Genomic DNA, 25981 nt, shown 5'->3' with positions numbered 1-25981 from the left:
GGGGTCGGGAGGGTGGTGCGGGGCGCTGAGCTGGGGTTATGTGCAGCGCTTGTCGTTCTTGGGGGCTCGGCCCGTCAGGAGGTAGGTGTTGATCGTCTCGTCGACGCAGCGGCTGCCGCGGCCGTACGCGGTGTGGCCGTCGCCCTCGTAGGTGAGGAGGCGGCCCGAGGCGAGCTGGGAGGCGAGGGCCTTGGCCCAGCGGTAGGGGGTGGCGGGGTCGCGGGTGGTGCCGACGACGATGATCGGGTCGGCGCCCCTGGCCTCGATGCGGTGCGGCTTGCCCGTGGCCTTCGTGGGCCAGTACGTGCAGTTCAGGGCCGACCAGGCCAGGCCCTCGCCGAAGACCGGGGAGGCCTTCTCGAAGTCGGGGAGCGCCTTGCGCACATCCTCGGGCGAGGTGAAGGACGGCGGCAGGTCGAGGCAGTTCACGGCGGTGTTGGCGTACATGAGGTTGGAGTACGAGCCGTCGCCGTCGCGCTCGTAGTAGCTGTCGGAGAGGGCCAGGAGCATCGAGCCGTCCTTGTCCTTCATGGCCGCGGCGAGCGCGTCGCGCAGCTGCGGCCAGGACGTCTCGTCGTACATCGCCGCGATCACGCCGGTCGTGGCCAGCGCCTCGCCGAGCTTGCGGCCGTCGGCGGGGCCGGTGTCGCCGACCGGCAGTGGGGCGCGGTCCAGTTTCGCGAAGAAGCCCTTCAGGTGCTTGCCCGCGTCCGCGGCGCTCTTGGTGCCGAGCGGGCAGTCCGGCTGCCGCACGCAGTCCTTCGCGAACGACTGGAACGCCGTCTCGAAGCCCGCCGTCTGGTCGCGGTTCATCCGGCGCGCGGGCAGCGAGGGGTCCATGGCGCCGTCGAGGACCAGACGGCCGACGCGGTCGGGGAAGAGGCCGGCGTACGTCGCCCCGAGGAAGGTGCCGTACGAGGCGCCCACGTACGTCAGCTTCTTGTCGCCGAGTGCCGCGCGCAGGATGTCCATGTCGCGGGCGGTCTCCACGGTGGAGACATGCCCGAGCAGCTTCCCGGACCGCTGCTTGCAGCCCGCCGCGAACTTCTTGTACGACGCGGCCAGTTGGTCCGTCTCGCGGCGGTCGTCGGGCGTGGTGTCCGTCTGTGTGTACGCGCTCATCTGGCGGTCGTCCAGGCAGGTCACCGGCTCGCTGCGGGCGACGCCGCGCGGGTCGACCGCCACCATGTCGTACCGGGCGCGGACCTTTTCCGGGTAGCCGAGTGCCGCGTACGACTGGAGGTACCCGACGGCCGAGCCGCCCGGGCCGCCCGGGTTCACGAGCAGCGAGCCGAGGCGGCCGCCGGGCTTGGCGTCGGCGGCACCCTTGGCGCGGCTGCCGCTCTTGCCGTCCGCTCCCCCCGTCGCCCGCTTGCGCGACACCGCCAGCTTCACGTCGCCCGCTTCCGGCTTGGCGTAGTCCAGGGGCGCCTTCATCGTCGCGCACTGGAACCCTGGCACCCCGCAGTCGCGCCAGCGAAGCTTCTGGGCGTAGTACGACGCGAGTTCCTTCGGTGTGGCGCGAGGCAGCTCGTCCATGACCACGTCCGTCGACGAACTCGCCGACGAACAGCCGGAGATGAGCAGGCCTACGGCCATGAACGCCAGGCAGCCGTGGCGGAGGCGGCGGGCGCGGATGCGCGCACCGGTGCGGTCTCGGGTCTGCCGCCCTTGGGGCTGCCGTTCCGGCTCTCCTGCTCGAGCGGGGGCGTTGGCTCGGGGAAGGGAGGTTTCCATCTCGCGAGACTAACTCTATGGAGTTGTTGAATCACTTTGCGTGCCCGTATGGGTGAGGCGGTCAACCGGCTGTCGCGGTCACCTCTTGTGGGCGAGGCACAGTCACTCCTTACGGGCGAGGCACAGTCACTCCTTACGGGCGGGGCACAGCCACTCCTTGCGGGCGGTGCACGGTCGCCGTCTGCGGTCGGCGCGCGTCGCCTCCCGCGCTCGGCGCACCGTCGCCCCGCGCCCGGCGGCTCCTCAGCCCGCCCGCAGCGCCACCGTCATCGCCTCCACCGCCAGCAGCGGCGCCACGTTCCGGTCCAGCGCCGTGCGGCACGCGCCGATCGCCTCTATGCGGCGCAGCGTCGACTCGGGCGACGTCTCCCGTGCCATGCGCTCCAGCATGTCCTGCACCTCGGTGTTGGCGAGCGGGACGCGGGAGCCCAACTGGAGGGCCAGGACGTCTCGGTAGACGCCGGTCAGGTCGATGAGGGCGAGGTCGAGGCTGTCGCGCTGCGTACGGGTCTTGCGGCGCTTCTGCTTGTCCTCCAACTCCTTCATCACGCCCGCCGTGCCGCGCGGCATCCTGCCGCCCTGGGCCGCGCCGAGCGCCGCCTTCATGTCCTCGGTCTCCTTGACGTCGACGTCCTCGGCGACCTGCTTGGCCTCCTCCGCCGCCGTGTCGATCAACTCCTGCGCGGCCTTCAGGCAGCCGCCGATCTCCCCGACGCGCAGCGGCAGTTTGAGGACGGCGGCCCGGCGCTCCCGCGCGCGCTCGTCGGTCGCGAGGCGGCGGGCGCGGCCGATGTGTCCCTGGGTGGCGCGGGCGGCGGCCGCGGCGGCGGTCGGGTCGATGCCGTCGCGGCGGACCAGCATGTCGGCGACGGCCGCCACCGAGGGCGTACGCAAGGTCAAGTGGCGGCAGCGGGAGCGGATGGTGGGCAGCACGTCCTCCAGCGAGGGGGCGCAGAGGAGCCACACCGTACGGGGGGCCGGTTCCTCCACTGCCTTCAGGAGGACGTTGCCCGCGCCCTCCGTGAGGCGGTCCGCGTCCTCCAGGACGATGACCTGCCAGCGGCCTCCGGCCGGGGACAGCTGGGCGCGGCGGACCAGGTCGCGGGTCTCCTTGACGCCGATCGAAAGCAGGTCCGTGCGGATGACCTCCACGTCGGCGTGCGTACCGATCAGGCTCGTGTGGCAGCCGTCGCAGAAGCCGCAGCCGGGCTCGCCGCCCAGCGCGCGGTCGGGGCTCACGCACTGCAGGGCGGCGGCGAAGGCACGGGCGGCGTCGGCCCGGCCGGAGCCGGGCGGGCCCGTGAACAGCCAGGCGTGCGTCATCTTCGACGACTCGGGCAGCGGGGTGTCGGCCGCGACGGCGGTGACGAGCGCGTCGGCGTCACGGGCGGCGGCGCCGAGCTGCCCGCTCACCTTCTCCTGGCCCACCAGGTCGTCCCATACCGGCATGGGTCACCGCCTTTGCCCTACCGACGCACACCACCCCTCGGCGTACGTCCCATTTCGCACTGTCGGACTCATTGTGGGGCACCCCACTGACAACACCGCCCACGGCGGCCCTGAGCTGGGCCGATGCCGGGCCGAGCATGGACGGCGCCCCCGGCGGGGGCGAGGTTCTCAGCCCGCCCGGCGTTTGAGGACGAGGCCGCAGGCCGATCGCGGCGGACCGTCCCACGGCAACGGGACACCCACCCTCAGGGTCCAAGGGCGCAGCCCCCGCGCGGCGGAGCCGCGCAATGTCACAGCCGGAGGAGGGGCGGGACTGGGGCGCCCCGCGAGGGCCCAGCCCCGGACTACCCGGACGCACTGCGCCTCAGCGCCCCCGGCGGGGCACCTCAGCGCCCCCGGCGCCGCCCCTCGTCCACATCGTCGTCCTCATGCGACCCGAGCAGCTCGTCCGCCAGCGACGGCAGGTCGTCCAGCGGGGTCTCCTCGGCCCAGTCGGGGCGCGGGCGCTGCCGCGGCGTACCGTCCTCGTCGACCTGCGGCAGCTCCCGCGTACGGTCGTTGGGACCCCGCAGCGCCTCGCCCGACCGGTCCCCGGCGGAGTGGCCGTCGCCCGGCCGTTCGTCGCGGAAGTAGCCCGGCGGCACCTTGTCCGCCACGGTCTCCGCACGCCCGTCCCGCGCCGCCGCGGGCTCGCTGCCCACCGCCGGGAGGACCGCCGTCTCGTCGGCCGCACCGGGCACGGTCGCCTTCGGCAGCTCGGCGGTCACGTCGGACTCGCCGGGCGCGCCGCCGGAACGACCCGCGCCGGGCCGCCCCGCGGCCCCGGCCTCCGGAACCTGCGGCAGCACAGCCGTCTCATCGGCGGCACCCGGGACGTGCGGCTGCGGCTTCACCACAGGCGTGGGCACGGTCGTCTCGTTGTCGGGCGTCCCGCCCGGCGAACCGGGCGCCTTGCGGGCCGAGTCACGGGACTTGTCGGCCTCGTCACGGGATGCGCCGACCGCGTCGGACGGCGTGCCGGCCCGGTCGGGCGACTTCCGGGCCGACTTGTCGAGCGACGCCTTCCCGGAAGCCGCGGCCCCCGCGCCCCGCGCAGAACCTCCAGAACCCGCAGAACCCGAAGCCCCGGCGACCCCTCCGGCCCCACCGGCCCCGGCGCCCCCGCCAGACCCAGCACCGCCCCCAGGCCCCGAAGTGCCCACCGACTCCGCGGCCCCCGCAGCCGCCTCCGCCAACAGCCGGGCCTCCTCGGCCCGCCGCAGCGCCTCCTCCGCCTTGCGCTGCTTCTCCAGCCGGCGGGCCTCGGCCTCCGCGTGCAGCCTGGCCTGTTCCTCGGCCGCGCGGCGGCGCCGTTCCTCCTCGGCGGCGCGGGCCTCCTCCTCGGCCTTGCGCCGCGCCTCCTCGGCGAGGACCCGCGCACGCTCCTCCTCGGCCTTGCGGCGGGCCTCCTCGGCGCGCAGCCGGGCCTCCTCGGCCTGGCGCTCGGCCTCGCGGCGCTGGGCCTCCTCCAGCTCGCGCCGCTTGCGCTCTTCCTCCTCCGCGCGGAGCTTGGCGAGCTGTTCCTGCCGCTCGCGCTCCAGGCGCTCCTCCTCGGCCTTGCGCGCGGCCTCCTCCTCGGCACGCCGCCGCGCCTCCTCCTCGGCCTTGCGGCGGGCCTCTTCCTGGGCCTTCACCTCGGCTTCGGAGAGGGGCAGTACGACATCGAGGCGGTGCCGGATCACGGTGGTGACGGCCTCCGGCTCCTGGGCCGCGTCGACGACCAGGTACCGGCCGGGGTCGGCGGCGGCCAGGGTGAGGAAACCGGAGCGCACGCGCGCGTGGAACTCGGCGGGCTCGGACTCGAGCCGGTCGGGCGCCTCGGTGAAGCGCTCGCGGGCCGCCTCGGGAGCCACGTCGAGCAGGACCGTCAGGTGCGGTACGAGACCGCCCGTGGCCCAGCGGTTGATGCGGGCGACCTCGGTCGGGGACAGATCACGGCCCGCGCCCTGGTAGGCCACGGACGAGTCGATGTACCGGTCGGAGATCACCACGGCCCCGCGCGCGAGGGCGGGTCGTACGACGGTGTCGACGTGCTCCGCGCGGTCGGCGGCGTACAGGAGCGCCTCCGCGCGGTGGGACAGTCCGGCCGACGACACGTCGAGCAGGATCGACCGCAGCCGCTTGCCGACCGGCGTGGCGCCCGGCTCGCGCGTGACGACGACTTCGTGGCCCTTGGCGCGGATCCACTCGGCGAGCGCCTCGGCCTGCGTGGACTTGCCCGCGCCGTCACCGCCCTCCAGGGCGATGAAGAACCCGGAGGCGGCGGCCGCCTGCACGGGGTCGTCGCCGCCGCGCAGCGCGTCCCGCAGGTCGTGGCGGAGCGGCACGCCCTGCCGGTCGTCGGCCTTGGCGAGGACCAGCGCGGCCACGGGCAGCAGCAGCGCGCCGACCAGCATCAGCGTGAAGGAGGCACCGCCGTGGTCGAACACGAACTTGCCGTTGACCATCCGGTGCGGACCGATGACGGCCGCGAGCAGCGGCGCCACGAGCGCGGCGAGCGCTACGGAGAGGCGTACGACGGCCTGGAGGTGCTCGGTGGTGCGCGCCCTGCGGTAGTCCTCGACCTCCTGGTCGAGCAGCGCGTGCCCGAGGTTCGCGGCGACGCCCGCGGCGAGTCCGGCGAGCGCCAGGATCAGCAGGACCGTCGTCACGTCGGGGACGAGTCCGGCGGCGAGCAGCGCGACTCCGGTGACGGTGATCGCGAGCGCCAGCAGCCGGCGGCGCGACAGCGACGGCAGCAGCGCGGGCGCGACGCGGATGCCCGCGACCGTGCCGCCGGTCAGCGCGAAGACGAACAGGCCGTACGTGACGGGCCCGCCCTGGAGGTCCTTGGCGTGCAGCACGGCGACCGCGACGGCCGCGGCGACGGCCCCGGCGACGGCGGTGCAGGCGGCCACGAGGAGCGGGATCGCGCCGGTGCGGCCCTTGTCGGTGCCGCTGCCCGTACGCGGCCTGCGCAGGCCCTCCAGGGGGCTGCGGGCGCGGGGCGTGTGCGTACCGGGAAGCTCGATGGCGGACACGATCGACAGGGACGCGGCGAACAGTCCGGCCGCGAGGAACGAGCCGAGGCCCGCCTGGTGCTGCTCGAACCAGTCGACTCCGGCGCCGAGCAGGATGCCGACGAGGCTGACGGCGACGAGCGCGACGGCCGCGAGCGGCAGCGCCACGAATCCCGTACGCAGCGACAGGCGCCGCAGGGCGTCCATGTGGTCGGGCAGGGGGCGCACCGTGGCGCCCTCCAGGGGCGGTCCCGGCAGCAGCGCGGGCGCGGCGCTCTCCCGGGCGACCGTCCAGAAGCGTTCGGCGACACCGGTCACGAAGGCGGTGACGAGCAGCATCGCGAGCGCGTTGTCCGGCGTCCAGTCGATCCACAGGGGCGCGCAGATCAGCAGCGCGGCCCGGACGCCGTCGGCGCCGACCATGGTCCAGCGGCGGTCGAGCGGGCCGTCGGGCGACGTGAGGGACGTCAGCGGGCCGAGCAGGACCGCTCCGAAGAGGAGGGTCGCGAGAACGCGCGCTCCGAAGACGGCGGTCACCGCGATGGCGACGCCTCTGTAGCCGTCGCCGAACGCCCCCTCGGCGATGGCCGCTTGAAGGGCGAGCATGACCAGGACGAGCAGCGCGAGCGCGTCACCGACGCTGCCGACGAGGTGCGCGCTCCACAACCGCTTCAGCTGCGGTACGCGCAGCAGGGCGCGCACCGCACGCTCGCGGGAGTCCGCGAGCAGGGCGTCATCGGGGGCCGTGGTCATGGCGGGTGGCTGTTCGGCACGCGTCATCCGTCCAGCCTATCTGGACGCCGAGCCTCCTCGCGGTGCCCGCCCGAACACACGCGCCCGTACGCGCCCGGCCTGCACCGGAGCGGCCGCACCGGGCCCGCGCACGGAAACGCGGCGCCGGGGCGCCTGTTCATCAGGCACCGCGACGCCGCGTCACACCGACCGGATCAGCCGGATGAGCAGGATCGGCCGACCGGGTCAGTCGGGTCAGTCAGGTCAGACGGTCAGACAGGTCAGTCTTCGGATGCCGCCGCCTTCGAAGCCGCCGCCTTCTTGGTGGTGGTCTTCTTGGCCGCAGTCGTCGTCTTCTTGGCTGCCGTTTTCTTGGCGGCGGTCTTCTTAGTCGCCGTTTTCTTCGCCGGGGCCTTCTTGGCCGCCTTCTTGGCGGTCTTCTTCGCGGGCCCCTTCGCCCGCTTCTCGGCGAGCAGCTCGAAGCCGCGCTCCGGGGTGATGTCCTCGACGCTGTCGCCGGACCGCAGGGTCGCGTTGGTCTCGCCGTCCGTCACGTACGGACCGAAGCGGCCGTCCTTGACGACAACGGGCTTGGCGCTGACCGGGTCCTCGCCCAGCTCCTTCAGCGGCGGCTTGGCCGCGGCACGGCCGCGCTGCTTCGGCTTGGAGTAGATCTCCAGGGCCTCGTCCAGCGTGATGTTGAAGAGCTGCTCCTCGGTCTCCAGGGAGCGCGAGTCCGTGCCCTTCTTCAGGTACGGGCCGTAGCGGCCGTTCTGCGCGGTGATCTCCACGCCTTCGGCGTCCGCGCCGACGACGCGCGGCAGCGACATCAGCTTCAGCGCGTCCTGGAGGGTCACCGTGTCCAGGGACATGCTCTTGAAGAGCGACGCGGTGCGCGGCTTGACCGCGTTCTTGCCGGTCTTCGGGGTGCCCTCGGGCAGGACCTCGGTGACGTACGGGCCGTAGCGGCCGTCCTTGGCGATGATCTCGCGGCCCGTGCCGGGGTCCGTGCCGAGTGCGAAGTCCCCGCTGGGCTTGGCGAGCAGCTCTTCCGCGTACTCGACGGTCAGCTCGTCGGGCGCCAGGTCGTCGGGGACATCGGCGCGCTGGTGGCCCTCGGAGTCGCGCTCGCCGCGCTCGACGTACGGGCCGTAGCGGCCGACGCGGAGCACGATGTCGTTGCCCACGGGGAAGGACGACACCTCGCGGGCGTCGATGGCGCCCAGGTCGGTGACGAGTTCCTTGAGGCCGCCCAGGTGGTCGCCGTCGCCGTTCCCGGCGTCGGCGGCGCCTCCGGAGGGCTCGCCCTCGCCGAAGTAGAAGCGCCGCAGCCACGGCACGGCCTGCGCCTCACCGCGGGCGATGCGGTCGAGGTCGTCCTCCATGCGCGCGGTGAAGTCGTAGTCGACGAGCCGCCCGAAGTGCTTCTCCAGGAGGTTGACGACGGCGAAGGAGAGGAAGGACGGCACCAGGGCCGTGCCCTTCTTGAAGACGTAGCCGCGGTCGAGGATCGTGCCGATGATCGACGCGTACGTCGACGGGCGGCCGATCTCGCGCTCTTCCAGCTCCTTGACCAGGGACGCTTCCGTGTACCTGGCCGGGGGCTTGGTGGCGTGCCCGTCGACCGTGATCTCGTCGGCGGACAGCGCGTCGCCCTCGCTGACCTGCGGCAGACGGCGCTCGCGGTCGTCCAGCTCGGCGTTCGGGTCGTCGGCGCCCTCCACGTAGGCCTTGAGGAAGCCGTGGAAGGTGATGGTCTTGCCGGACGCGCTGAACTCGGCGTCGCGGCCGTCGGCGGTCCGGCCGCCGATCTTCACCGTGACGGAGTTGCCGGTCGCGTCCTTCATCTGGGAGGCGACGGTCCGCTTCCAGATCAGCTCGTAGAGCCGGAACTGGTCGCCGGTCAGGCCGGTCTCGGCGGGCGTGCGGAAACGATCACCCGAGGGGCGGATCGCCTCGTGCGCCTCCTGCGCGTTCTTGACCTTCCCGGCGTACGTGCGCGGCTTGTCCGGCAGGTAGTCGCTGCCGTAGAGCTGCGTGACCTGCGCACGGGCGGCCGAGACCGCCGTGTCGGACAGGGTCGTGGAGTCCGTACGCATATAGGTGATGAAGCCGTTCTCGTACAGCTTCTGGGCCACCTGCATGGTGGCCTTCGCGCCGAAGCCGAGCTTGCGCGACGCCTCCTGCTGCATCGTCGTCGTACGGAACGGGGCGTACGGCGAGCGGCGGTACGGCTTGGACTCGACCGAGCGTACGGAGAAGTCGGTGTTCTCCAGGGCGGCGGCGAGGGCGCGGGCGTTGGCCTCGTCCAGGTGCAGCGTGTTCTGGCTCTTCAGCTGGCCGAGCGAGTCGAAGTCGCGGCCCTGCGCGACGCGCTTGCCGTCGACCGTGGTGAGGCGGGCGACGAGCTGGGAGGGGTCGCTGGAGTCACCGGGGCGGCCGGTGCCGAAGGTGCCGGTGAGGTCCCAGTACTCGGCGGAGCGGAAGGCGATGCGCTCGCGCTCGCGCTCGACGACGAGGCGGGTCGCCACGGACTGCACGCGGCCCGCCGACAGGCGCGGCATGACCTTCTTCCACAGCACCGGCGAGACTTCGTAGCCGTACAGACGGTCCAGGATGCGGCGGGTCTCCTGGGCATCGACCATGCGCTTGTTGAGGTCGCGGGGGCTTGCGACGGCCTCCTGGATCGCGGCCTTGGTGATCTCGTGGAACACCATGCGCTTGACCGGGACCTTGGGCTTCAGGACCTCGAGGAGGTGCCACGCGATGGCTTCGCCCTCGCGGTCCTCATCGGTGGCGAGGAAGAGTTCGTCGGAGTCCTTCAGCAGGTCCTTGAGCTTCTTGACCTGCGCCTTCTTGTCCGCGTTGACGACATAGATCGGCTGGAAGTCATGCTCGACGTCCACGCCGAGGCGGCGCACCTCGCCCGTGTACTTGTCGGGGACCTCCGCGGCGCCGTTGGGAAGGTCGCGGATGTGCCCGACGCTCGCCTCGACTACGTATCCGGGGCCGAGGTAGCCCTTGATCGTCTTCGCCTTGGCAGGCGACTCGACGATGACGAGTCGGCGGCCGCCCTGTGCGGTCTCGCTGGTCGGGGACAACTTCGCTCTTCTCTCCGGTCGACGCTCGGTGGGCAGTGCTGCGGCGGTGCGGTCCGGCGCCGTGGGCGCTGTGACCGCGCTTGCGTTGCGCTGACGCTGCGGAGTGTGACGGTACATCCCGCCCCCGTGTCAAACGGGAAAAGCCCGCAACGGCCACTCGAACGGTAACCCGACTACCGCCATTCCTGCCGCCTGGGCTGGCCCCTGGGCCTTGGGCGGTGTCGGTGTGGGCCTTGTTCATGGTGCTCTTGGCCTGGCGTGCCGTCCATCGTGCTGCGCGCTCGTCCTCAATCGCCGGACGGACTTTTCCCACCCGCCCGCCCGCGCTTTTCAGTCGCCGGGGGCGGGCTGTTCCAGCCCGTCCGGCGTTTGAGGACGAGGCGCGGAGCGCCGATCAGCGGGGGCCCGGGGCGGCAGCCCCCGGTTCGGGAAGGGGCGGGCCAGGGGCGCCCCGCGAGGGCCCGCGCACGGGGCGACGCGATCGCCCGAGGCGCCCCGCCCGCTCCGGCTCACATACGTGTGAAGGACCACACTGCCAAGGCGAGGGCACCGAAGCCCGCCAGGGTGGACAGAGCCGCGGCGGCCGTCTGGTGCACGCCGTGGGCCACGGGGGCGCGGTGCGCGACACGGGTGCCCGTCCAGAGCAGCAGGCCCGCCCCGAACAGCCCGAACACCGTCCCGGCGAAGATCGCTGGTCCGCTCTCCATGTCCCTGGCCTCCCGCGCCGTCCGTGCGGCACCTGTCGGGTACCCCGGCTGGGGAGGCTGGCACGCCCGGACGGCGGAAGCGCGAAATCCGAGTGAACGGGGGGCGGCGCGCTGGGCCCACAATGGCTGGATTACCTCCCGGAGGGGCTGATTTCTCCCCTATGGGTGGGGCCGGGGGCGTGCGGTCCCAGCAGGCGCGGCAGCCCTTACCGCCCCACGGGCTCCAGGAACCCCTGCTCCACCAGGAGCCGGATCTGCGCCGGGGTGCGGTCCCGCAGCAGCACCGCGTCCTCGCCCATCAGCTGGGCGATGGCGTCCAGGATCCGGCCGGCGCTCAACGTGCCGTCGCAGACGCCCGCGAAGCCCGCGCCCACCGTGTCCACCTGGGTGGCGCGCCGCATGCCGCGGTGCTGGCGCAGCACCACGTGCTCCGGGTCCTCGGCGCCGGGCAGGCCGATCTGCTCCTGCACCACGCCGTCGGCGAGCTTGAAGTGCTCGGCGAGCAGCGCCGCGTCGTCGTGCTCGCGCAAGTAGTCCTGCCGACCGAAGAACGCCTGCACCGTCTCGCCGAGGGGCTGCTCGACGGGGTGCGTCCACTCCTCGACGGTCACGGACGGCTCAGCCGCGCCGGACTTGCGCAGGGTGATCCAGCCGAAGCCGACGCCCCGGGTCTTGCGGGCCTCGAACTCGTCCAGCCAGGCGTCGTACCGAGCCGCGTACTCCGCCGGGTCCGTGCGGTGGTCCCCGGCGTCGCGCAGCCACAGTTCGGCGTACTGCGTGACGTCCTGCACCTCGCGCTGCACGATCCACGCGTCACAGCCGCGCGGCACCCAGGAACGGACCCGCTCGGTCCACTCCTCGCCCTCCACGTGCTGCCAGTTGGCGAGAAACTGCGCGTACCCCCCTTCGTTCAGTCGCTCCCCCGCCTCCTGAACGATCGAGCGGCACAGATCGTCCCCGCCCATGCCGCCGTCCCGGTACGTCAGCCGGGCGCCGGGCGAGATGACGAACGGCGGGTTGGACACGATCAGGTCGTACGTCGCGTCGCCCACCGGCTCGTACAGGGAGCCCTCCCGCAGGTCCGCCGCGGGCGCGCCGGACAGCGCGAGCGTGAGGCGGGTGCAGTGCAGCGCGCGGGGGTTGAGGTCGGTGGCGGTGACCCGGGTGGCGTGCCGGGAGGCGTGCAGGGCCTGGATGCCGGAGCCGGTGCCGACGTCGAGGGCGCTCGCGGCGGGCGTGCGTACGGTGATGCCCGCGAGCGTCGTGGAGGCGCCGCCGACGCCGAGCACGACGCCCTCGTCGCGGCTGCCGATGCCCCCGGCACCACCGACCGCGCACCCCAGGTCGGACACGATGAACCAGTCCTCCCCGTCGGGCCCGCCGTACGGCCGCACGTCGACGGTCGCACGCAGCCCGTCGGCGCTGTCCGCCCCGTCCTGCGTGCCGCCCTCCGCCCGGTCCTGCATGCCGCCCTCCGCGCCGTCCTCCGCGCGGACGAGCCAGCCGCTCTCCAGGAGCACGTCGACCGGCAGCACGTCGGCCACGCGCGCGTGGGGCACGGCACGCTGGAGCAGGAACAGCCGTACGAGCGACGCCAGCGCCCCGTCGTCCCGGGTGGCCCGGAGCGCGGGCACGGTCTCGCTGCGGGCGAGCGCGGTGTAGGCGGGCGCCCCGAGCAGTTCGAGCAGCCCGTCGGCGGTGAAGTCGGCGGCGAGGAGGGCTTCCCGCAGCCGCGCGGTGACGTCGGCGCGGTCGGACGAGGGCAAAGGCATGCTGGCGTTACTCACCCCCCAATTGTGACCCGCCCGCTCAAGACGGCGCCCCCGGCGCCACGGGGCACCGGGGGCACACGGCCGTACGGGAGCGGCTAGCCCTGGGTCTTCGGGGAGGCCGCCGCGGACTTGCAGCCGTCCTGCTCGCGCATGGCCTTGCCCACGTCGCCCGCCTCCAGCTTCTTCTGGGCGGTGTTCTCGCTCTGGCTGAGCTTGCCCAGCTCCTCGGCGATCTTCGCCAGGTCGTCCGCGAAGGCCGACTGGTCCTTGGTGTCGAGCTTGTCGGTCTGCGTCTTCAGGTCGGCGTACGACTTGGAGAGGCCGTCCAGCTCCTTCACGGCGTCGTTGAGCTTCTTCTCGCCGTCGTCGACGGGCGGGGCGCCCGCCTTCTTCAGGGCGGCGCTCCGCTGCGCGTAGGCCGCGGAGATGTCGCCGAACGCCTTGGAGTCGGTGCTCTTGACCTCGTCCGGCGAACTGTTGTCGGCCGTCTGCTTCTTGATGGCCGCGTTGGCGTCGGCGATCTTCTTCGACTGCGGCCCCACGGCCGTGTCACAGACCTTCTTGGCCCAGTCGTCCAGCTTCTTGTCACCGTCGTCACTGCTGCATCCCGACAGCGCCAGTACCAGTACCGCACCGCCGGACAGTGCGGCCGCGAGCTTCTTGTTCACCGGATTGGTCCCTTCCATGGCTCTCGGCCCCGGAACTTACACGCCAACTGGGCGACAACCTCATGCCAGGGGTGCGTTACGCCCCCTATTGCAGCCATTTGCACCAAGCTGCGGGTACGAGAGAAGGCTCACGAGGTCCACCTCGCGACCCCGCACACACGCCCGCGGGCGGACGGCGCCTCAAAAAGCGCCGCCCGCCCGCGTGTTGAGCGGATCCACCGCGTCCGGCCGGTCCGGGTCACCCCCGTCCCGGCCCGCCGCGGCCTAGGTCACGAAACCACCGCCGGATCCGCCGAATTGGCGACCTTGCCCTGGGGCTCGCCGTCGCCCACGGCGATGCCGCGCCGCTTGGACACGTACACCGCCCCGACGATGACCGCGATGGACAGCACGGCGATCAGGACCCGCATCGCCACGCTCTTGTCCTCGCCGTAGCTGAATTTGACCACCGCGGGCGCGATGAGCAGCGCCACCAGGTTCATCACCTTCAGGAGGGGGTTGATCGCCGGGCCCGCGGTGTCCTTGAACGGGTCGCCGACCGTGTCACCGATCACCGTCGCGGCATGGGCCTCGCTGCCCTTGCCGCCGTGGTGGCCGTCCTCGACGAGCTTCTTGGCGTTGTCCCAGGCGCCACCGGAGTTGGCGAGGAACACCGCCATCAGCGTGCCGGTGCCGATCGCGCCCGCGAGGAACGAGCCGAGCGCGCCGACGCCGAGGCTGAAGCCCACCGCGATGGGCGTGAGCACGGCGAGCAGACCGGGTGTGGTCAGCTCCCGCAGCGCGTCCTTCGTGCAGATGTCGACGACGCGCCCGTACTCCGGCTTCTCCGTGTAGTCCATGATCCCGGGGTGCTCGCGGAACTGCCGCCGCACCTCGTAGACCACGGCTCCGGCCGACCGCGACACGGCGTTGATCGCGAGCCCCGAGAAGAGGAACACGACCGCCGCGCCGAGGATCAGACCCACCAGGTTGTTGGGCTGTGAGATGTCCATCACCAGGTTCATCGGGGCGCCGTCGCCGAGCTTCTGCCCGACGTCGTCCGCCGCCTCGGCGATCGCGTCCCGGTACGACCCGAAGAGCGCCGAGGCCGCGAGTACGGCCGTGGCGATGGCGATGCCCTTGGTGATGGCCTTGGTGGTGTTGCCGACGGCGTCCAGGTCGGTGAGGACCTGCGCGCCCGCGCCCTCGACGTCGCCGGACATCTCGGCGATGCCCTGCGCGTTGTCGGAGACCGGCCCGAAGGTGTCCATGGCGACGATGACGCCGACCGTGGTGAGCAGCCCCGTACCGGCGAGGGCCACCGCGAACAGGGCGAGCATGATCGACGTACCGCCGAGCAGGAACGCCCCGTACACACCGAGGCCGATCAACAGCGCGGTGTAGACGGCCGATTCGAGACCGATGGAGATGCCCGCGAGCACGACCGTGGCCGGGCCCGTCAGCGAGCTCTTGCCGATGTCCTTGACGGGACGCCGGTTGGTCTCGGTGAAGTAGCCGGTGAGCTGCTGGATCAGCGCGGCCATGACGATGCCGATGGCGACGGCGATGACCGCGAGGATCCGCGGGTCGCCGCTCTTGGCGAGGATCGCCGCGTCCGTGACGCCGTCCAAGTCCGCGTACGACGACGGGAGATAGACGAAGACGGCGGCCGCGACGAGCGCCAGCGAGATGCCCGCGGAGATGAAGAAGCCGCGGTTGATGGCGGTCATGCCGCTGCGGTCGGCGCGCCGGGGCGCGACCGCGAAGATCCCGATCATGGCGGTGATCACGCCGATCGCGGGCACGATCAGCGGGAACGCGAGTCCGGCGTCGCCGAACGCCGCCTTGCCGAGGATCAGCGCGGCGACGAGCGTGACGGCGTACGACTCGAAGAGGTCGGCCGCCATCCCCGCGCAGTCGCCGACGTTGTCGCCCACGTTGTCGGCGATGGTCGCGGCATTGCGCGGATCGTCCTCCGGAATGCCCTGTTCGACCTTGCCGACCAGGTCGGCGCCGACGTCGGCGGCCTTGGTGAAGATGCCGCCTCCGACACGCATGAACATCGCGATCAGTGCGGCCCCGAGGCCGAAGCCTTCGAGGACCTTGGGGGCGTCGGCCGCGTACACGAGCACCACACAGGAGGCGCCGAGCAGACCGAGCCCCACCGTGAACATGCCGACGACGCCGCCCGTACGGAAAGCGATCTTCATGGCTTTGTGCGAGACGGCGGTGAGATCCTTTTCCGGCTCGCCTTCCGCCGGTGTCGCTTCCCGCGCGGCCGCGGCCACGCGCACATTGCTGCGTACGGCGAGCCACATACCGATATAGCCGGTGGTCGCCGAGAACGCCGCGCCGATCAAGAAGAAGATCGAGCGGCCGGCCCGCTGATTCCAGTCGTCCGCGGGCAACAGCATGAGCAGGAAGAACACCACGACGGCGAAAACGCCAAGGGTGCGCATCTGACGTCCCAGATAGGCATTCGCGCCTTCCTGGACCGCCGCCGCGATCTTCTTCATGCTGTCGGTGCCCTCGCCCGCCGCGAGGACCTGGCGCACCAGGATCCAGGCGAGCACGAGCGCGGCGACCGCGACGGCCGCGATCACCATCACGATGAGCCGGTTGTCGTCGGTCAGTACCGCGGCCGCGAGGGTTGAGGGGTGGTCAAGCTGATGAGGGGTAGAAAGCCCCGCCATTCGTCCTCCTTGACGCTTGGGCTGAGCTCAAGATGTGGACGGATTGTAGGGAGCCGGACCTGATCAAAACAGTGTGCCGCAAACGGAATTGGCGCGGGAGTGCGTGTCCGCAAATGATCGCGCCGTTGGATTGACCCCGAAAGCGGTAATGCGCCAAAAGCATTGACGCCGCCGTCGGTGCGGAGTTCTGTTCTTGATCGCCGAAGTTCTGACCTCCGGAATCACTAGTAACACAATTTAAACTCCGAACACTCACCCCGATAACCGGACACCGTCGGCCTCGTGCGGCGCCGGCGTCCCACCCGCCCCCAGAGCCCCTGCCGGGTCACTGGTTGCTGAGTCACTGGCAGCGGGTGCCTGACGGCGCGCAGCACCCCTCCAGCCCGTCCGGCGTTTGAGGACGAGGCGCGAAGCACCAACAAGGGGGCAAGGGGCGAAGCCCCATACGGACCGCGGGGCACGGGGGAGGGCGAAGCCCGGGGACGGGCGGGTGGGTGGGGAAGCAAAAACCCCGGCACACGCCGACGCGACAGCGCGCGGCGACAAGCCGGGGCACAGGGCGGCAACAAGCCGGGGCACAGAAAGGACGCGAGGCGAGCCCAGACCCGGCCGGGGTCAGGCCACCGCGACCGTCAGGCCGTCGTGGGCCAGGTCATCCGAATCGACCCACCGTTCTCCCCGGCGGTCACTTCCACGTCATCCACAAGTCCACTGATGACCGCCAGCCCCATCTCGTCCTCGCCCTCAGCCGCCAGATCCTCCCCGGATCCGGGCGGAGCACCGGGAGCCCGCTCCCCGGGCGCGGAACGCGGAGCCTCATCGCCGACCTCGATGGAGAACTGCTTCTCCTCCTCGACGAGAGCGACCCGCACGGGCGCGGGAATGTCGGCGGCCTGATGCAGCCCGACGGCACGGGTGCAGGCCTCGCCGACCGCGAGCCTGACCTCGTCGAGGACCGCCTCGTCCACACCCGCCCTGCGCGCGACCGCGGCCGCCACCAGGCGGGCGGTCCGGACGTGCTCGGGCAGCGCGCTGAAGCGGAGTTCAACGGTGGCCATGCATCCCCCTCGGACATACACGCGTGCTGTCAGGGGGCCCGGCCGTCGGCCCGGCCCCCTGCCGTACTGCCACTCCGGGCCAGCGGCCCGGAAACCCCGGGACGAGTCCCGGGGCGCCCGGCCGCTGCCGGGCAACCGGCTCAGTCGGTGGCCGCGACCGCTTCATCGACCGAGGTGTGAATCGGGAACACCTTGGTCAGACCGGTGATACGGAAGATCTTGAGAATGCGCTCCTGGTTGCAGACCAGGCGCAGCGAGCCCTCATGGGCACGCACACGCTTCAGGCCACCGACCAGCACGCCGAGTCCGGTGGAGTCGAGGAAGTCCACTCGCTCCATGTCGACGACCAGATGGAAACTGCCGTCGTTCACCAACTCGACCAACTGCTCGCGCAGCTTGGGCGCGGTATAAACATCGATTTCGCCACCGACCTCGACGACCGTACGATCGCCGACGGTACGGGTCGACAGAGACAGGTCCACGGATCCTCCAGCACCTTGCTATCGAGCGGTCGCCCCTCGGGACACCTCGGCCCACGCCCTCGGGACGGATCGCCAGCCGCGATGGCATTCAATCACTTACCGGCAGGCGTGCACGACGCCTTCGGACCATTGTCCATCCCGCCGGTGACACACTCGGTGCCGATGGCCAACTTTTCTCCCTCCGGAGGACCCTCTCGGGACACCCCGGCCCACGTCTCCCCGCAGTCGGTCCTGGACCGGCTGGCCACGGGGCCCACCCGGGCTGCGCGCGTCACTCATACGGAGCACCTGCCCCCACGTGCGGCCCGTTATGCGGTCTGGCCCGATCGCATCCGCGCGGAGGTGGTCGCCGCCGTGCAGTCGGCCGGAATCGATCATCCGTGGGCCCACCAGGCGCGGGCCGCCGAACACGCGCTGGACGGCGAGTCCGTCGTCGTCGCGACCGGCACCGCGTCCGGCAAGTCATTGGCATATCTCACACCCGTCCTCTCGGCGCTGCTCGACGGCTCCGAGGCCCCCAACGGCCGCGGCACCACCGCGCTGTACCTGGCCCCCACCAAGGCCCTGGCCGCCGACCAGCGCCGCGCCGTCCGCGCCCTGGCCGCCCCTCTGGGCACGGCCGTGCGGCCCGCGGTCTACGACGGCGACACCCCCGTCGAGGAACGCGAGTGGGTGCGTCAGTACGCCAACTACGTCCTGACCAACCCCGACATGCTGCACCGCGGCATCCTCCCGTCCCACCCCCGCTGGTCCTCCTTCCTGCGCGCCCTGCGCTACGTCGTCATCGACGAGTGCCACACCTACCGCGGCGTCTTCGGCTCCCACGTCGCCCAAGTCCTGCGCCGCCTGCGCCGCTTGTGCGCCCGCTACGGCTCCGACCCCGTCTTCCTCCTCGCCTCCGCCACGGCCGCCGAACCGGCCCTGGCCGCGGAACGCCTCACCGGCCTCCCGGTCACCGAGGTCGCCGACGACGCCTCACCCCGCGGCGAGGTCGTCTTCGCCCTCTGGGAGCCGCCGCTCACCGAACTCCACGGCGAGAAGGGCGCCCCGGTCCGCCGCACCGCCACCGCCGAGACCGCCGACCTGCTGACCGACCTGACCGTCCAGGGCGTCCGCTCCGTCGCCTTCGTACGCTCCCGGCGCGGCGCCGAACTCATCTCCGTCATCGCCCAGGAACGCCTCGCCCAGGTCGACCGCTCCCTGGTCCGGCGCGTGGCCGCCTACCGCGGCGGCTATCTCCCCGAGGAGCGCCGCGCCCTGGAACAGGCCCTGCACTCCGGCGAACTCCTCGGCCTCGCCGCCACCACCGCCCTCGAACTCGGCATCGACGTATCGGGTCTGGACGCCGTCGTCATCGCCGGCTATCCCGGCACCCGCGCCTCCCTCTGGCAGCAGGCGGGCCGCGCCGGACGCTCCGGCCAGGGCGCGCTCGCGATCCTTGTCGCCCGCGACGACCCGCTGGACACCTATCTCGTCCACCACCCCGAGGCGCTCTTCGACCAGCCCGTCGAATCGACCGTCCTCGACCCCGACAATCCCTACGTCCTCGCCCCCCACCTCTGCGCCGCCGCCGCGGAACTCCCGCTCACCGAGGACGACTTCAAGCTCTTCGGCCCGGCCACCGGCGACCTGCTCCCCCAGCTGGAGGCCGCGAAGCTGCTGCGCCGCCGCACGAAGGCCTGGCACTGGACCCGCCGCGAGCGCGCCGCCGACCTCACGGACATCCGCGGCGAGGGCGGCCGACCCGTGCAGGTCGTCGAGGAGGGCACCGGCCGCCTCCTCGGCACCGTCGACGCCTCCGCCGCGCACACGACCGTCCACGAAGGCGCGGTCCACCTCCACCAGGGCCGTACGTATCTCGTCCGCAGCCTGGACCTGGACGACTCCGTCGCCCTCGTCGAGGAGGCCGTCCCGCCGTACTCGACCACCGCCCGCGACACCACCGCCATCTCCGTCCTCGACACCGACACCGAGATCCCCTGGGGCCCCGGCCGCCTCTGCTACGGCTCCGTCGAGGTCACCAACCAGGTCGTCTCCTTCCTGCGCCGCAAGCTCATCACCGGCGAGGTCCTTGGCGAGACCAAGCTCGACCTGCCGCCCCGCACCCTGCGCACCCGCGCGGTGTGGTGGACGGTCACCGAGGACCAGCTCGACGCCGCCCGCGTCAACCCGGAGATCCTCGGCGGCGCCCTGCATGCCGCCGAACACGCCTCCATCGGCATGCTGCCCCTCTTCGCCACCTGCGACCGCTGGGACATCGGCGGCGTCTCCGTGCCCCTGCACCCGGACACCCTGCTGCCGACGGTCTTCGTGTACGACGGCCAGCCCGGCGGCGCCGGATTCGCCGAGCGCGCCTTCCACACCGCCCGCACCTGGCTCACCGCCACCCGCGAGGCCATCGCCTCCTGCGAGTGCGAGGCCGGCTGCCCCTCCTGCATCCAGTCCCCCAAGTGCGGCAACGGCAACGACCCGCTCCACAAACGCGGCGCGATCCGCCTCCTCACCACCCTCCTGAAGGACGCCCCCACGCCCTGATCCCCCGGCACCGGACGCACCCGCGTCGACGGACGTGCCCCCAGCGACGGACGTACCCCCAGGGGCGGATGCGCCCCCAGCAGCGGGCGCGCCCCCGGCGAGGGGTGCGCCTTCAGCGCCGGACCCGCCTCCAGCAGCGGGCCGTCCCCCAGCGACGGACGGGCCTCCGGCAGCGGTTGCAGCCCCAGCGGCCGACCTGCCTCCAGCGGCGGGCCCGCCCTCGGCAACGGGCCAGCCCCAGATGGCAGACACACCCTCGGCAACACCCGCACCCGGCACCGCCCCCGCAGGCAGGGCAGGCCCCGCCCGCGACCTGACCTCCATCTCGAACGGCCCGAACTCCGCCGCCGCCGTGACCTCCGACACCTCCCCCACCACCGCGCACCGCACGATCCGCGTGTCCTGTGCCCGCGCCACCCGCTCGGCCCGCGCGCACGCCTCCGCACGCCCTTCCGTCCAGTGGTCCGCCGCCGCCAGCGCCGCCAAGTCGGCCGCGCCGCCCGCCCGATGACGAGCCACGGTCACCTGCCCCATCGCCAGCACGACCCCCGCGACCGCACACAGCACGGCCATCACCACCACGGTCCACACCGTCGCGGCACCCCGGTCCCCACCCGCCACAGCCCCACCGACCCCACCCGACCCAGACCTCGCTCCCGACCCAGACCCCGCACCCGGCCCAAGCCCTGCCCCCGCTCTCGCGCCAGACCTCGCACCCGACCCAAGCCCTGTCCTCGTCCCCGGCCCAGAGCCCGCTCCCGACCCGAGCGCAGCCCCAGGCCCGGCCCCCGGCCGCCGACCTCCCGCGCACCCCCGCCTCACGCCCCGACCCCCACCGTCTCCTCCGCCATCGCCACGGCCTCCGCCCGCAACCGCAGCCCGAGGCCCAGCGCCCGGGGCCCCGGCGACCGCGCCACGACCTCCACCCGGACCAGGTCGCCGTCCCTGCTCACCGCCACGCTCGCGCCGCGCGGGGCCGCCTGCCGGGCCACCGCGACCGCCGTGCTCTGCGGGTCCTGGCGAGCCATCGCGCGGGCCCCGGCCCGGGCCGCGTCCACGCACTGGATCTGCGCGGACGCGGTGAGCAGGGCCCACACGAGCGCCATCGTGAACAGCACCAGCGTCGGCAGCACCACCGCTGCCTCCGCCGTCACGTACCCGCCGTCACTCCGACCGCGACGCCGCCCGGACCGGTGCCCAGAACCAGGCTCAACACCGGTCTCAGAACTGGACATTCAGCGCCCTCTCCACCACCGCCTGGAGGGCAGCCCTGACCGGTCCGCTCGTCACGACCTTGAGGAGCAACCCGGCGAACGCCACGGTCGCGATGATCCCCATGGCGTACTCGGAAGTCACCATTCCGGAATCCCGCGCGACGCCCCGCATCCGGCCCATCCGACGCACCGACCTCACTGAACCGTTTGGACGCATGGGATGCACCGGCCACTCCCGCCGCATCCACCGCGCCAGCCGGGCCACGTACAGCCGAGCCCCCGCGCGCACCTTTCCCCACATTTCAACCCCCATGGAATTTCTGTCGGTTGTCCACATCTGGTTGTTCGCAGCTGGTTGTTCACAGCTGGCTTCTCGAGAGCTGTTCTCTCGGGGCTGGTCGTTCGGTCCACCCCGCCCCGATGTCCTGCCACCCGTACGACATTTCGCCCAGGAGCCCCCAGCGCCCCCGTCCGCGCACCCGGCCGCAGGCCCCCTCACTGCCCGCTCATCAAGCCCCCCGCCAGCCCGATCACCACCGGCACCACACCGATCGCGATGAACGCGGGCAGGAAGCACAGGCCCACCGGGGCCGTCATCTGGACCGCGGCGCGCCGGGCGCGGGCTGTCGCCGTGCGTCCCTGCTCGGTTCGGCAGTCCGCGGCGAACCGGGCGACGGGGCCTGCGGCGGGCGAACCGGACTCGGTGGTGCGTTCCAGGAGGCGGGCCAGCGCGTCGGCGCCCGGTATCTCACCGACCCGCCGCCACGCGTCGGCCGGTGCGCCGCCGAGCCGTACCTGCGCCGCGCCCCAGGCGAGCCGTTCCCCGACGGGTCCTCCCAAGGACTCGCCCACGGCCTGTGCCGCCACCACGGGTCCCGCTCCGGCCGCCACGCAGGCCGCCAGCAGATCGGCTGCCAGAGGCAGTTGCCGAGCGGCTTGAGCGGCGTCGGCCTCGTCCTTCCGGTCGGCGCCCGGCCGCAGCCGCCACACGCAGCACCCCGCGGCCACGCCCACCACGCAGCCCGTGATCCCGCCGGCCAGAGCCCAACCCGCGCCGACCACCCCGGCCACGGTCAGCCATCTCCGCGCCAGCGCCCGCCGCCCGGAATCCGCATCGCCCCACCGCCGGATCCCCGCCCGACCGTCGGCACCTTCATCCCCTTCGCCGCGCCCTCGACCCCATGACCGCCGCGGAGGCCCACCGGCCTCCAGGACGGCCAAGGCCCGGCGCCCCGCGACCCGTTCCTGTCGTGCCGCCGCCAGGGTCAGCAGCAGCCACACCAGGGCCGCCGCCGACCACACCACCGCCCCCAGGCTGTGGAGAACTCCGGCGCCGACGATCACCTCGTCCGTCATCGCCCCTCCGCCTTCCGCATGATCCGCAACGCCCACCACGCGCCCGCGCCCTCGAACAGTCCGCCCACGGCCAGGCAGCCGAGGCCCGCCCCGGTGTGCAGCAGCACCCGCAGTGGCTCGGCGCCGAGCGCGGCGCCGAGGAGCAGGCCCAGGACGGGGAGTCCGGCGAGCATCAGGGCCGTCGACCGGGCGCCCGCCAACTGCGCGCGCAGGTCGGACCGTTGATCACGCTCCGCGCGCAGTGCCCCTTCCAGGCGCTCCAGTCCGGCGGCGAGGCCCGCGCCCCGGTCCACGGCGACCCGCCAGCACGCCGCGAGTCCAAGGAGCCCTTCGGCACCCGGCTCCCGGGCGGCCTCGCGCAGCGCGCCGGGCACGTCCCCACCGAACCGTGCCGCCGCGAGCACCCCGGCCCGCGCCCCACCGAGCCCCCGGCCGACGCTCCCGCCCGCCTCCGAGCCCGCCCACGAGCCCGCCTCCGCGGCCGTCCGCAGCGCCTGCCCTGGCTGTCGTCCCGCCCGCACCTCTCCGGCGAGAGTCCCGCACAGGCCGATGACCGCGTCGGCCCTGCCGTCCCGCGCGCGGGCGGCCTCCCGGGCCCGCCGCACCCGGCCCGCGAGGGGCACGGCGACCGCCCCCGCGGCCAAGGGCAGCACGGACTCCCCCAGGAGCCCGACGGCCGCCCCGCCCACCAGGAGCCAGACCTCGTGCCCGAGCCGCCCGCGTACCCGCGTGATCCCCCGCCGCCACCGGGGCACCGCGGCCGGACCACCGGCCGGGAGGAGGGACCGTGCCCTCCGCAGCCCTCGGGCGGCACGCACCCGCCCGCCGAGCAGCCACACCGACCCACCCGCGCACAGAGCGGCGCCGCACGCCGTCGCCGCGCTCATGTCCCCGCACCCCGCTCCGCGAGCAGCGCGCTCAGCCGCGGCCAGCCGCGCTCCCGGACGAAGCCCCGCTCGCCCCAGCGCAGCGCGGGCACCGTGGCCACCAGACCGGAAGGGGTGCGCTCCAGGACCTGCACCTCGGCGATCCGGCGCCGACCCGCCCGGTCCCGTACGAGATGGAGGACCACCGACAGGGCCGCCGCCACCTGGCTGTGCAGGGCCGCCCGGTCGAGCCCGGCGGCCGTGCCCAGCGCCTCCAGGCGGGCCGGGACGTCGGCGGCGGCGTTGGCGTGCACCGTGCCGCAGCCGCCCTCGTGGCCGGTGTTCAGCGCGGCCAGGAGGTGCACCACCTCGGCGCCCCGCACCTCGCCCACCACCAGCCGGTCGGGGCGCATCCGCAGGGCCTGGCGCACCAGGTCGTCCAGGCCGACGCGGCCCGCGCCCTCCTGATTGGCGGGCCGGGACTCCAGGCGCACCACGTGCGGGTGGTCGGGGCGCAGCTCCGCGGAGTCCTCGGCCAGGACGATCCGCTCGCCCGGTCCGACGAGGCCGAGCAGGGTGCTCAGGAGGGTCGTCTTGCCGCTGCCCGTGCCGCCGCTGATGAGGTACGAGAGGCGGGCGTCGAGGAGGCGGCGCAGCACCCGCTCGCCGCCGGGCGGAACCGTGCCGGCCGCGACCAGTTCGGCGAGGGTGAAGGCGCGGGGCCGCACGACGCGCAGCGACAGACAGGCGGAACCGACGGCGACCGGGGGCAGCACCGCGTGCAGCCGGGTGCCGTCCGGCAGGCGGGCGTCCACCCAGGGCCGGGCGTCGTCCAGGCGCCGCCCGGCCACGGCCGCGAGCCGCTGGGCGAGGCGCCGCACCGCCGCCGGGTCCCGGAAGGAGACCTGGGTGAGCTCGAGGCCGCCGCCGCGGTCCACCCAGACGCGGTCCGGCGCGGACACCAGGACGTCGGTCACCGAGGGGTCGGCGAGCAGTGGTTCCAGCGGGCCCGCGCCCACCAGCTCGGAGCGCAGTTGCTCGGCCGCGCCGAGGACTTCGTCGTCGCCCAGGATCCGTCCTTGTGCCCGCAGGGCCTCGGCGACCCGGGCCGGGGTGGGCTCGGTGCCGTTCGCCGCGAGCCACTGCCGGACCCCGTCCAGCATCCGGGCGCCCACGACGGCGGTCATACGCCCCCTCCCGCGTGGGCCGGAAGCTGCTCCCAGAAGGCCGCGCAGAACCGGGCCAGGGGCCCGCGCGCCGCGCCACCGGGCGGCTGTCCACCGCCGCGCGCGGTCCCGAGGCCGTGCTCCCGTGGCAGTTCGCCGACGAGGGGCAGGCCGAGCAGCCGGGCCACCTCGTCCGCGTCGAGCCCGTCGCCGCCGGGCAGGCCGGGGGTGGTGACGAGCCGCAGGTCCCGCAGCACCATGCTCACGGCCGACGCGACCCGCCGGGCCCCGGCCACCGCGCGCAGCTCCGCCGGCACCACGAGCAGGCCGAGGTCCAGCTGCGCCAGCGCCTCCGCCATCGCCTCGTCGACGCGGCGCGGCAGGTCGACGACCACGACGCCCCCGCGCCTGCGGGCCGCGGCCAGGACGGCTCGCACGGCCTCCGGGGCGATGGTCAGCGTGTCCCCGCGGTCCCAGCTGAGGACGCGCAGGTCGTGCAGGGCGGGCAGCGACTCCTCCAGGGCGCCGCCTCCGACCCGGCCCCGGGACTGCGCGAAGGCGGGCCAGCGCAGTCCTTCGGCGGTCTCCCCGCCGAGCATCACGTCGAGTCCGCCGCCCAAGGGGTCGGCGTCGACCAGCATGGTGCACCGTCCGGCGCGCGCCGCGGTGACGGCCAGGGCGCAGGCGAGTGTGGAAGCACCGGCGCCGCCGCGGCCGCCGATGAGGCCGACGGTCAGCGCGGGTCGTCCGACGCCTTCGGCGACGTCGGCGATGCGGTCCACCAGCCACCGCTCGCCGTCGGGCAGGACGAGGACGTCGTCCGCGCCGATCTCCACGGCCCGCCGCCACACGCCCGAGTCGTCCTGGTCGCGCCCCACGAGCACGACCCCGCGGCGGCGTGCGGCGCCGCGCACCCGGTCGGCCGCGTCGTCCCCGACGAGGACGAGCGGGGCGGACTCCCATCCGCCGCCGCGCTCGGGCACGCCGTGGTGCACCTCGGGCCGCGCTCCCGCCGCGGCGCACAGCCGCAGCAGGTCGTCCAGCAGGTCCACGTCCTCCGTGACGATCAATGGTCCACCGGCGCGCCCCTCGGACGTCGGCGGTGTGTCGTACGCAATGACTCCAGCCACGATCTTCCGGCCCCCTCTCGCTGCAAGTCCTTCGAATGCGCGTGTGTACGCATCCGGATGCGCGTCCGCGAAGACCGGCCAATGGAATCCGGCCAAGAACTTCACGAACGGAATCAAGCGTGCGGCGATCCCGGAAATCATGTGGATCTTGGTCAATAACTGTGGAGAAGACGTTGGCTGTGAATAACTCCTTCACCCATACCGGTGACGCCCCCGGCGCCTTCCGCAGCGCAGCCCCACGGCTACACACAGTGACGGATCCGGGGCGCACGGCATCGACGTCGATTCGGCGCACACG

17 protein-coding genes and 1 pseudogene are annotated in these 25981 nt (G+C 73.2%); 1 reads left to right on the top strand and 17 read right to left on the bottom strand.

The window, feature by feature from the left end:
* Nucleotides 1-36: 36 nt before the first annotated feature.
* From ACZ6AA_RS15220 to bldG, 10 genes are all read right to left on the bottom strand, one after another.
* The gene (locus ACZ6AA_RS15220) at nucleotides 37-1599 is read right to left on the bottom strand and encodes an alpha/beta hydrolase (RefSeq protein ID WP_471458336.1); all 1563 of its coding nucleotides are present in this window, start codon (nucleotides 1597-1599) and stop codon (nucleotides 37-39) included.
* Between the two features lie 381 nt (nucleotides 1600-1980).
* Nucleotides 1981-3186, bottom strand: a complete 1206-nt coding sequence (locus tag ACZ6AA_RS15215) for a DNA polymerase III subunit delta' (RefSeq protein WP_468460213.1) — start codon at nucleotides 3184-3186, stop codon at nucleotides 1981-1983.
* A gap of 386 nt (nucleotides 3187-3572) precedes the next feature.
* Nucleotides 3573-7004, bottom strand: coding sequence for a dTMP kinase (gene tmk, locus ACZ6AA_RS15210; protein WP_471458334.1), 3432 nt, complete (start codon nucleotides 7002-7004; stop codon nucleotides 3573-3575).
* Nucleotides 7005-7237: 233 nt separating this feature from the next.
* Entirely contained in the window at nucleotides 7238-10057 is a 2820-nt protein-coding gene (topA, locus tag ACZ6AA_RS15205) for a type I DNA topoisomerase (RefSeq protein ID WP_468460217.1), read from the bottom strand.
* Between the two features lie 509 nt (nucleotides 10058-10566).
* Nucleotides 10567-10764: a hypothetical protein gene (locus ACZ6AA_RS15200; RefSeq protein WP_468460219.1), complete on the bottom strand. Its 198-nt coding sequence runs from the start codon at nucleotides 10762-10764 to the stop codon at nucleotides 10567-10569.
* Between the two features lie 206 nt (nucleotides 10765-10970).
* Nucleotides 10971-12536, bottom strand: coding sequence for a DUF7059 domain-containing protein (locus ACZ6AA_RS15195; RefSeq protein WP_468460295.1), 1566 nt, complete (start codon nucleotides 12534-12536; stop codon nucleotides 10971-10973).
* Nucleotides 12537-12631: 95 nt separating this feature from the next.
* A complete protein-coding gene (locus ACZ6AA_RS15190) occupies nucleotides 12632-13222 on the bottom strand; it encodes a small secreted protein (protein WP_468460221.1) in 591 nt (196 codons plus the stop codon).
* Between the two features lie 251 nt (nucleotides 13223-13473).
* Nucleotides 13474-15876 carry a sodium-translocating pyrophosphatase gene (locus tag ACZ6AA_RS15185; RefSeq protein WP_468482906.1) on the bottom strand — a complete coding sequence of 801 codons (2403 nt, stop codon included), beginning with the start codon at nucleotides 15874-15876 and terminating at the stop codon, nucleotides 13474-13476.
* A gap of 632 nt (nucleotides 15877-16508) precedes the next feature.
* Nucleotides 16509-16934 carry an ATP-binding protein gene (locus tag ACZ6AA_RS15180; RefSeq protein WP_471458331.1) on the bottom strand — a complete coding sequence of 142 codons (426 nt, stop codon included), beginning with the start codon at nucleotides 16932-16934 and terminating at the stop codon, nucleotides 16509-16511.
* Nucleotides 16935-17074: 140 nt separating this feature from the next.
* The gene (bldG, locus tag ACZ6AA_RS15175) at nucleotides 17075-17416 is read right to left on the bottom strand and encodes an anti-sigma factor antagonist BldG (protein WP_030677886.1); all 342 of its coding nucleotides are present in this window, start codon (nucleotides 17414-17416) and stop codon (nucleotides 17075-17077) included.
* 81 nt (nucleotides 17417-17497) lie between these two features.
* Between bldG and ACZ6AA_RS15170 the strand changes: the two genes are divergently transcribed.
* Complete coding sequence (locus ACZ6AA_RS15170) at nucleotides 17498-19951, top strand: DEAD/DEAH box helicase (protein ID WP_468460225.1); 2454 nt, start codon at nucleotides 17498-17500, stop codon at nucleotides 19949-19951.
* 357 nt (nucleotides 19952-20308) lie between these two features.
* On the opposite strand, the pseudogene ACZ6AA_RS15165 reads toward ACZ6AA_RS15170, so the two are convergent.
* The 7 genes and pseudogenes from ACZ6AA_RS15165 to ssd form a co-directional block, all read right to left on the bottom strand.
* Nucleotides 20309-20524 (bottom strand): annotated as a pseudogene (locus ACZ6AA_RS15165) (Rv3654c family TadE-like protein); the annotation flags it as partial.
* Nucleotides 20525-20769: 245 nt separating this feature from the next.
* Nucleotides 20770-21186 carry a TadE family type IV pilus minor pilin gene (locus ACZ6AA_RS15160; RefSeq protein ID WP_468460227.1) on the bottom strand — a complete coding sequence of 139 codons (417 nt, stop codon included), beginning with the start codon at nucleotides 21184-21186 and terminating at the stop codon, nucleotides 20770-20772.
* Complete coding sequence (locus ACZ6AA_RS15155) at nucleotides 21173-21310, bottom strand: DUF4244 domain-containing protein (RefSeq protein WP_471458328.1); 138 nt, start codon at nucleotides 21308-21310, stop codon at nucleotides 21173-21175. The genes ACZ6AA_RS15160 and ACZ6AA_RS15155 overlap by 14 nt, the downstream gene beginning before the upstream one ends.
* A gap of 350 nt (nucleotides 21311-21660) precedes the next feature.
* Nucleotides 21661-22521, bottom strand: a complete 861-nt coding sequence (locus ACZ6AA_RS15150) for a type II secretion system F family protein (protein WP_471458326.1) — start codon at nucleotides 22519-22521, stop codon at nucleotides 21661-21663.
* Entirely contained in the window at nucleotides 22518-23408 is an 891-nt protein-coding gene (locus tag ACZ6AA_RS15145; RefSeq protein ID WP_468482904.1) for a type II secretion system F family protein, read from the bottom strand. Before ACZ6AA_RS15145 ends, ACZ6AA_RS15150 begins: the two co-directional genes overlap by 4 nt.
* Complete coding sequence (locus tag ACZ6AA_RS15140) at nucleotides 23405-24574, bottom strand: TadA family conjugal transfer-associated ATPase (RefSeq protein WP_471458324.1); 1170 nt, start codon at nucleotides 24572-24574, stop codon at nucleotides 23405-23407. The genes ACZ6AA_RS15145 and ACZ6AA_RS15140 overlap by 4 nt, the downstream gene beginning before the upstream one ends.
* On the bottom strand, nucleotides 24571-25683 hold the full coding sequence (gene ssd, locus ACZ6AA_RS15135) for a septum site-determining protein Ssd (protein WP_471458322.1): 1113 nt from the start codon (nucleotides 25681-25683) through the stop codon (nucleotides 24571-24573). Before ssd ends, ACZ6AA_RS15140 begins: the two co-directional genes overlap by 4 nt.
* Nucleotides 25684-25981: the final 298 nt, after the last annotated feature.

The organism is Streptomyces sp. NPDC040610 (genome assembly GCF_055594065.1).
This window is presented reverse-complemented; position numbering and strand designations above follow the sequence as displayed.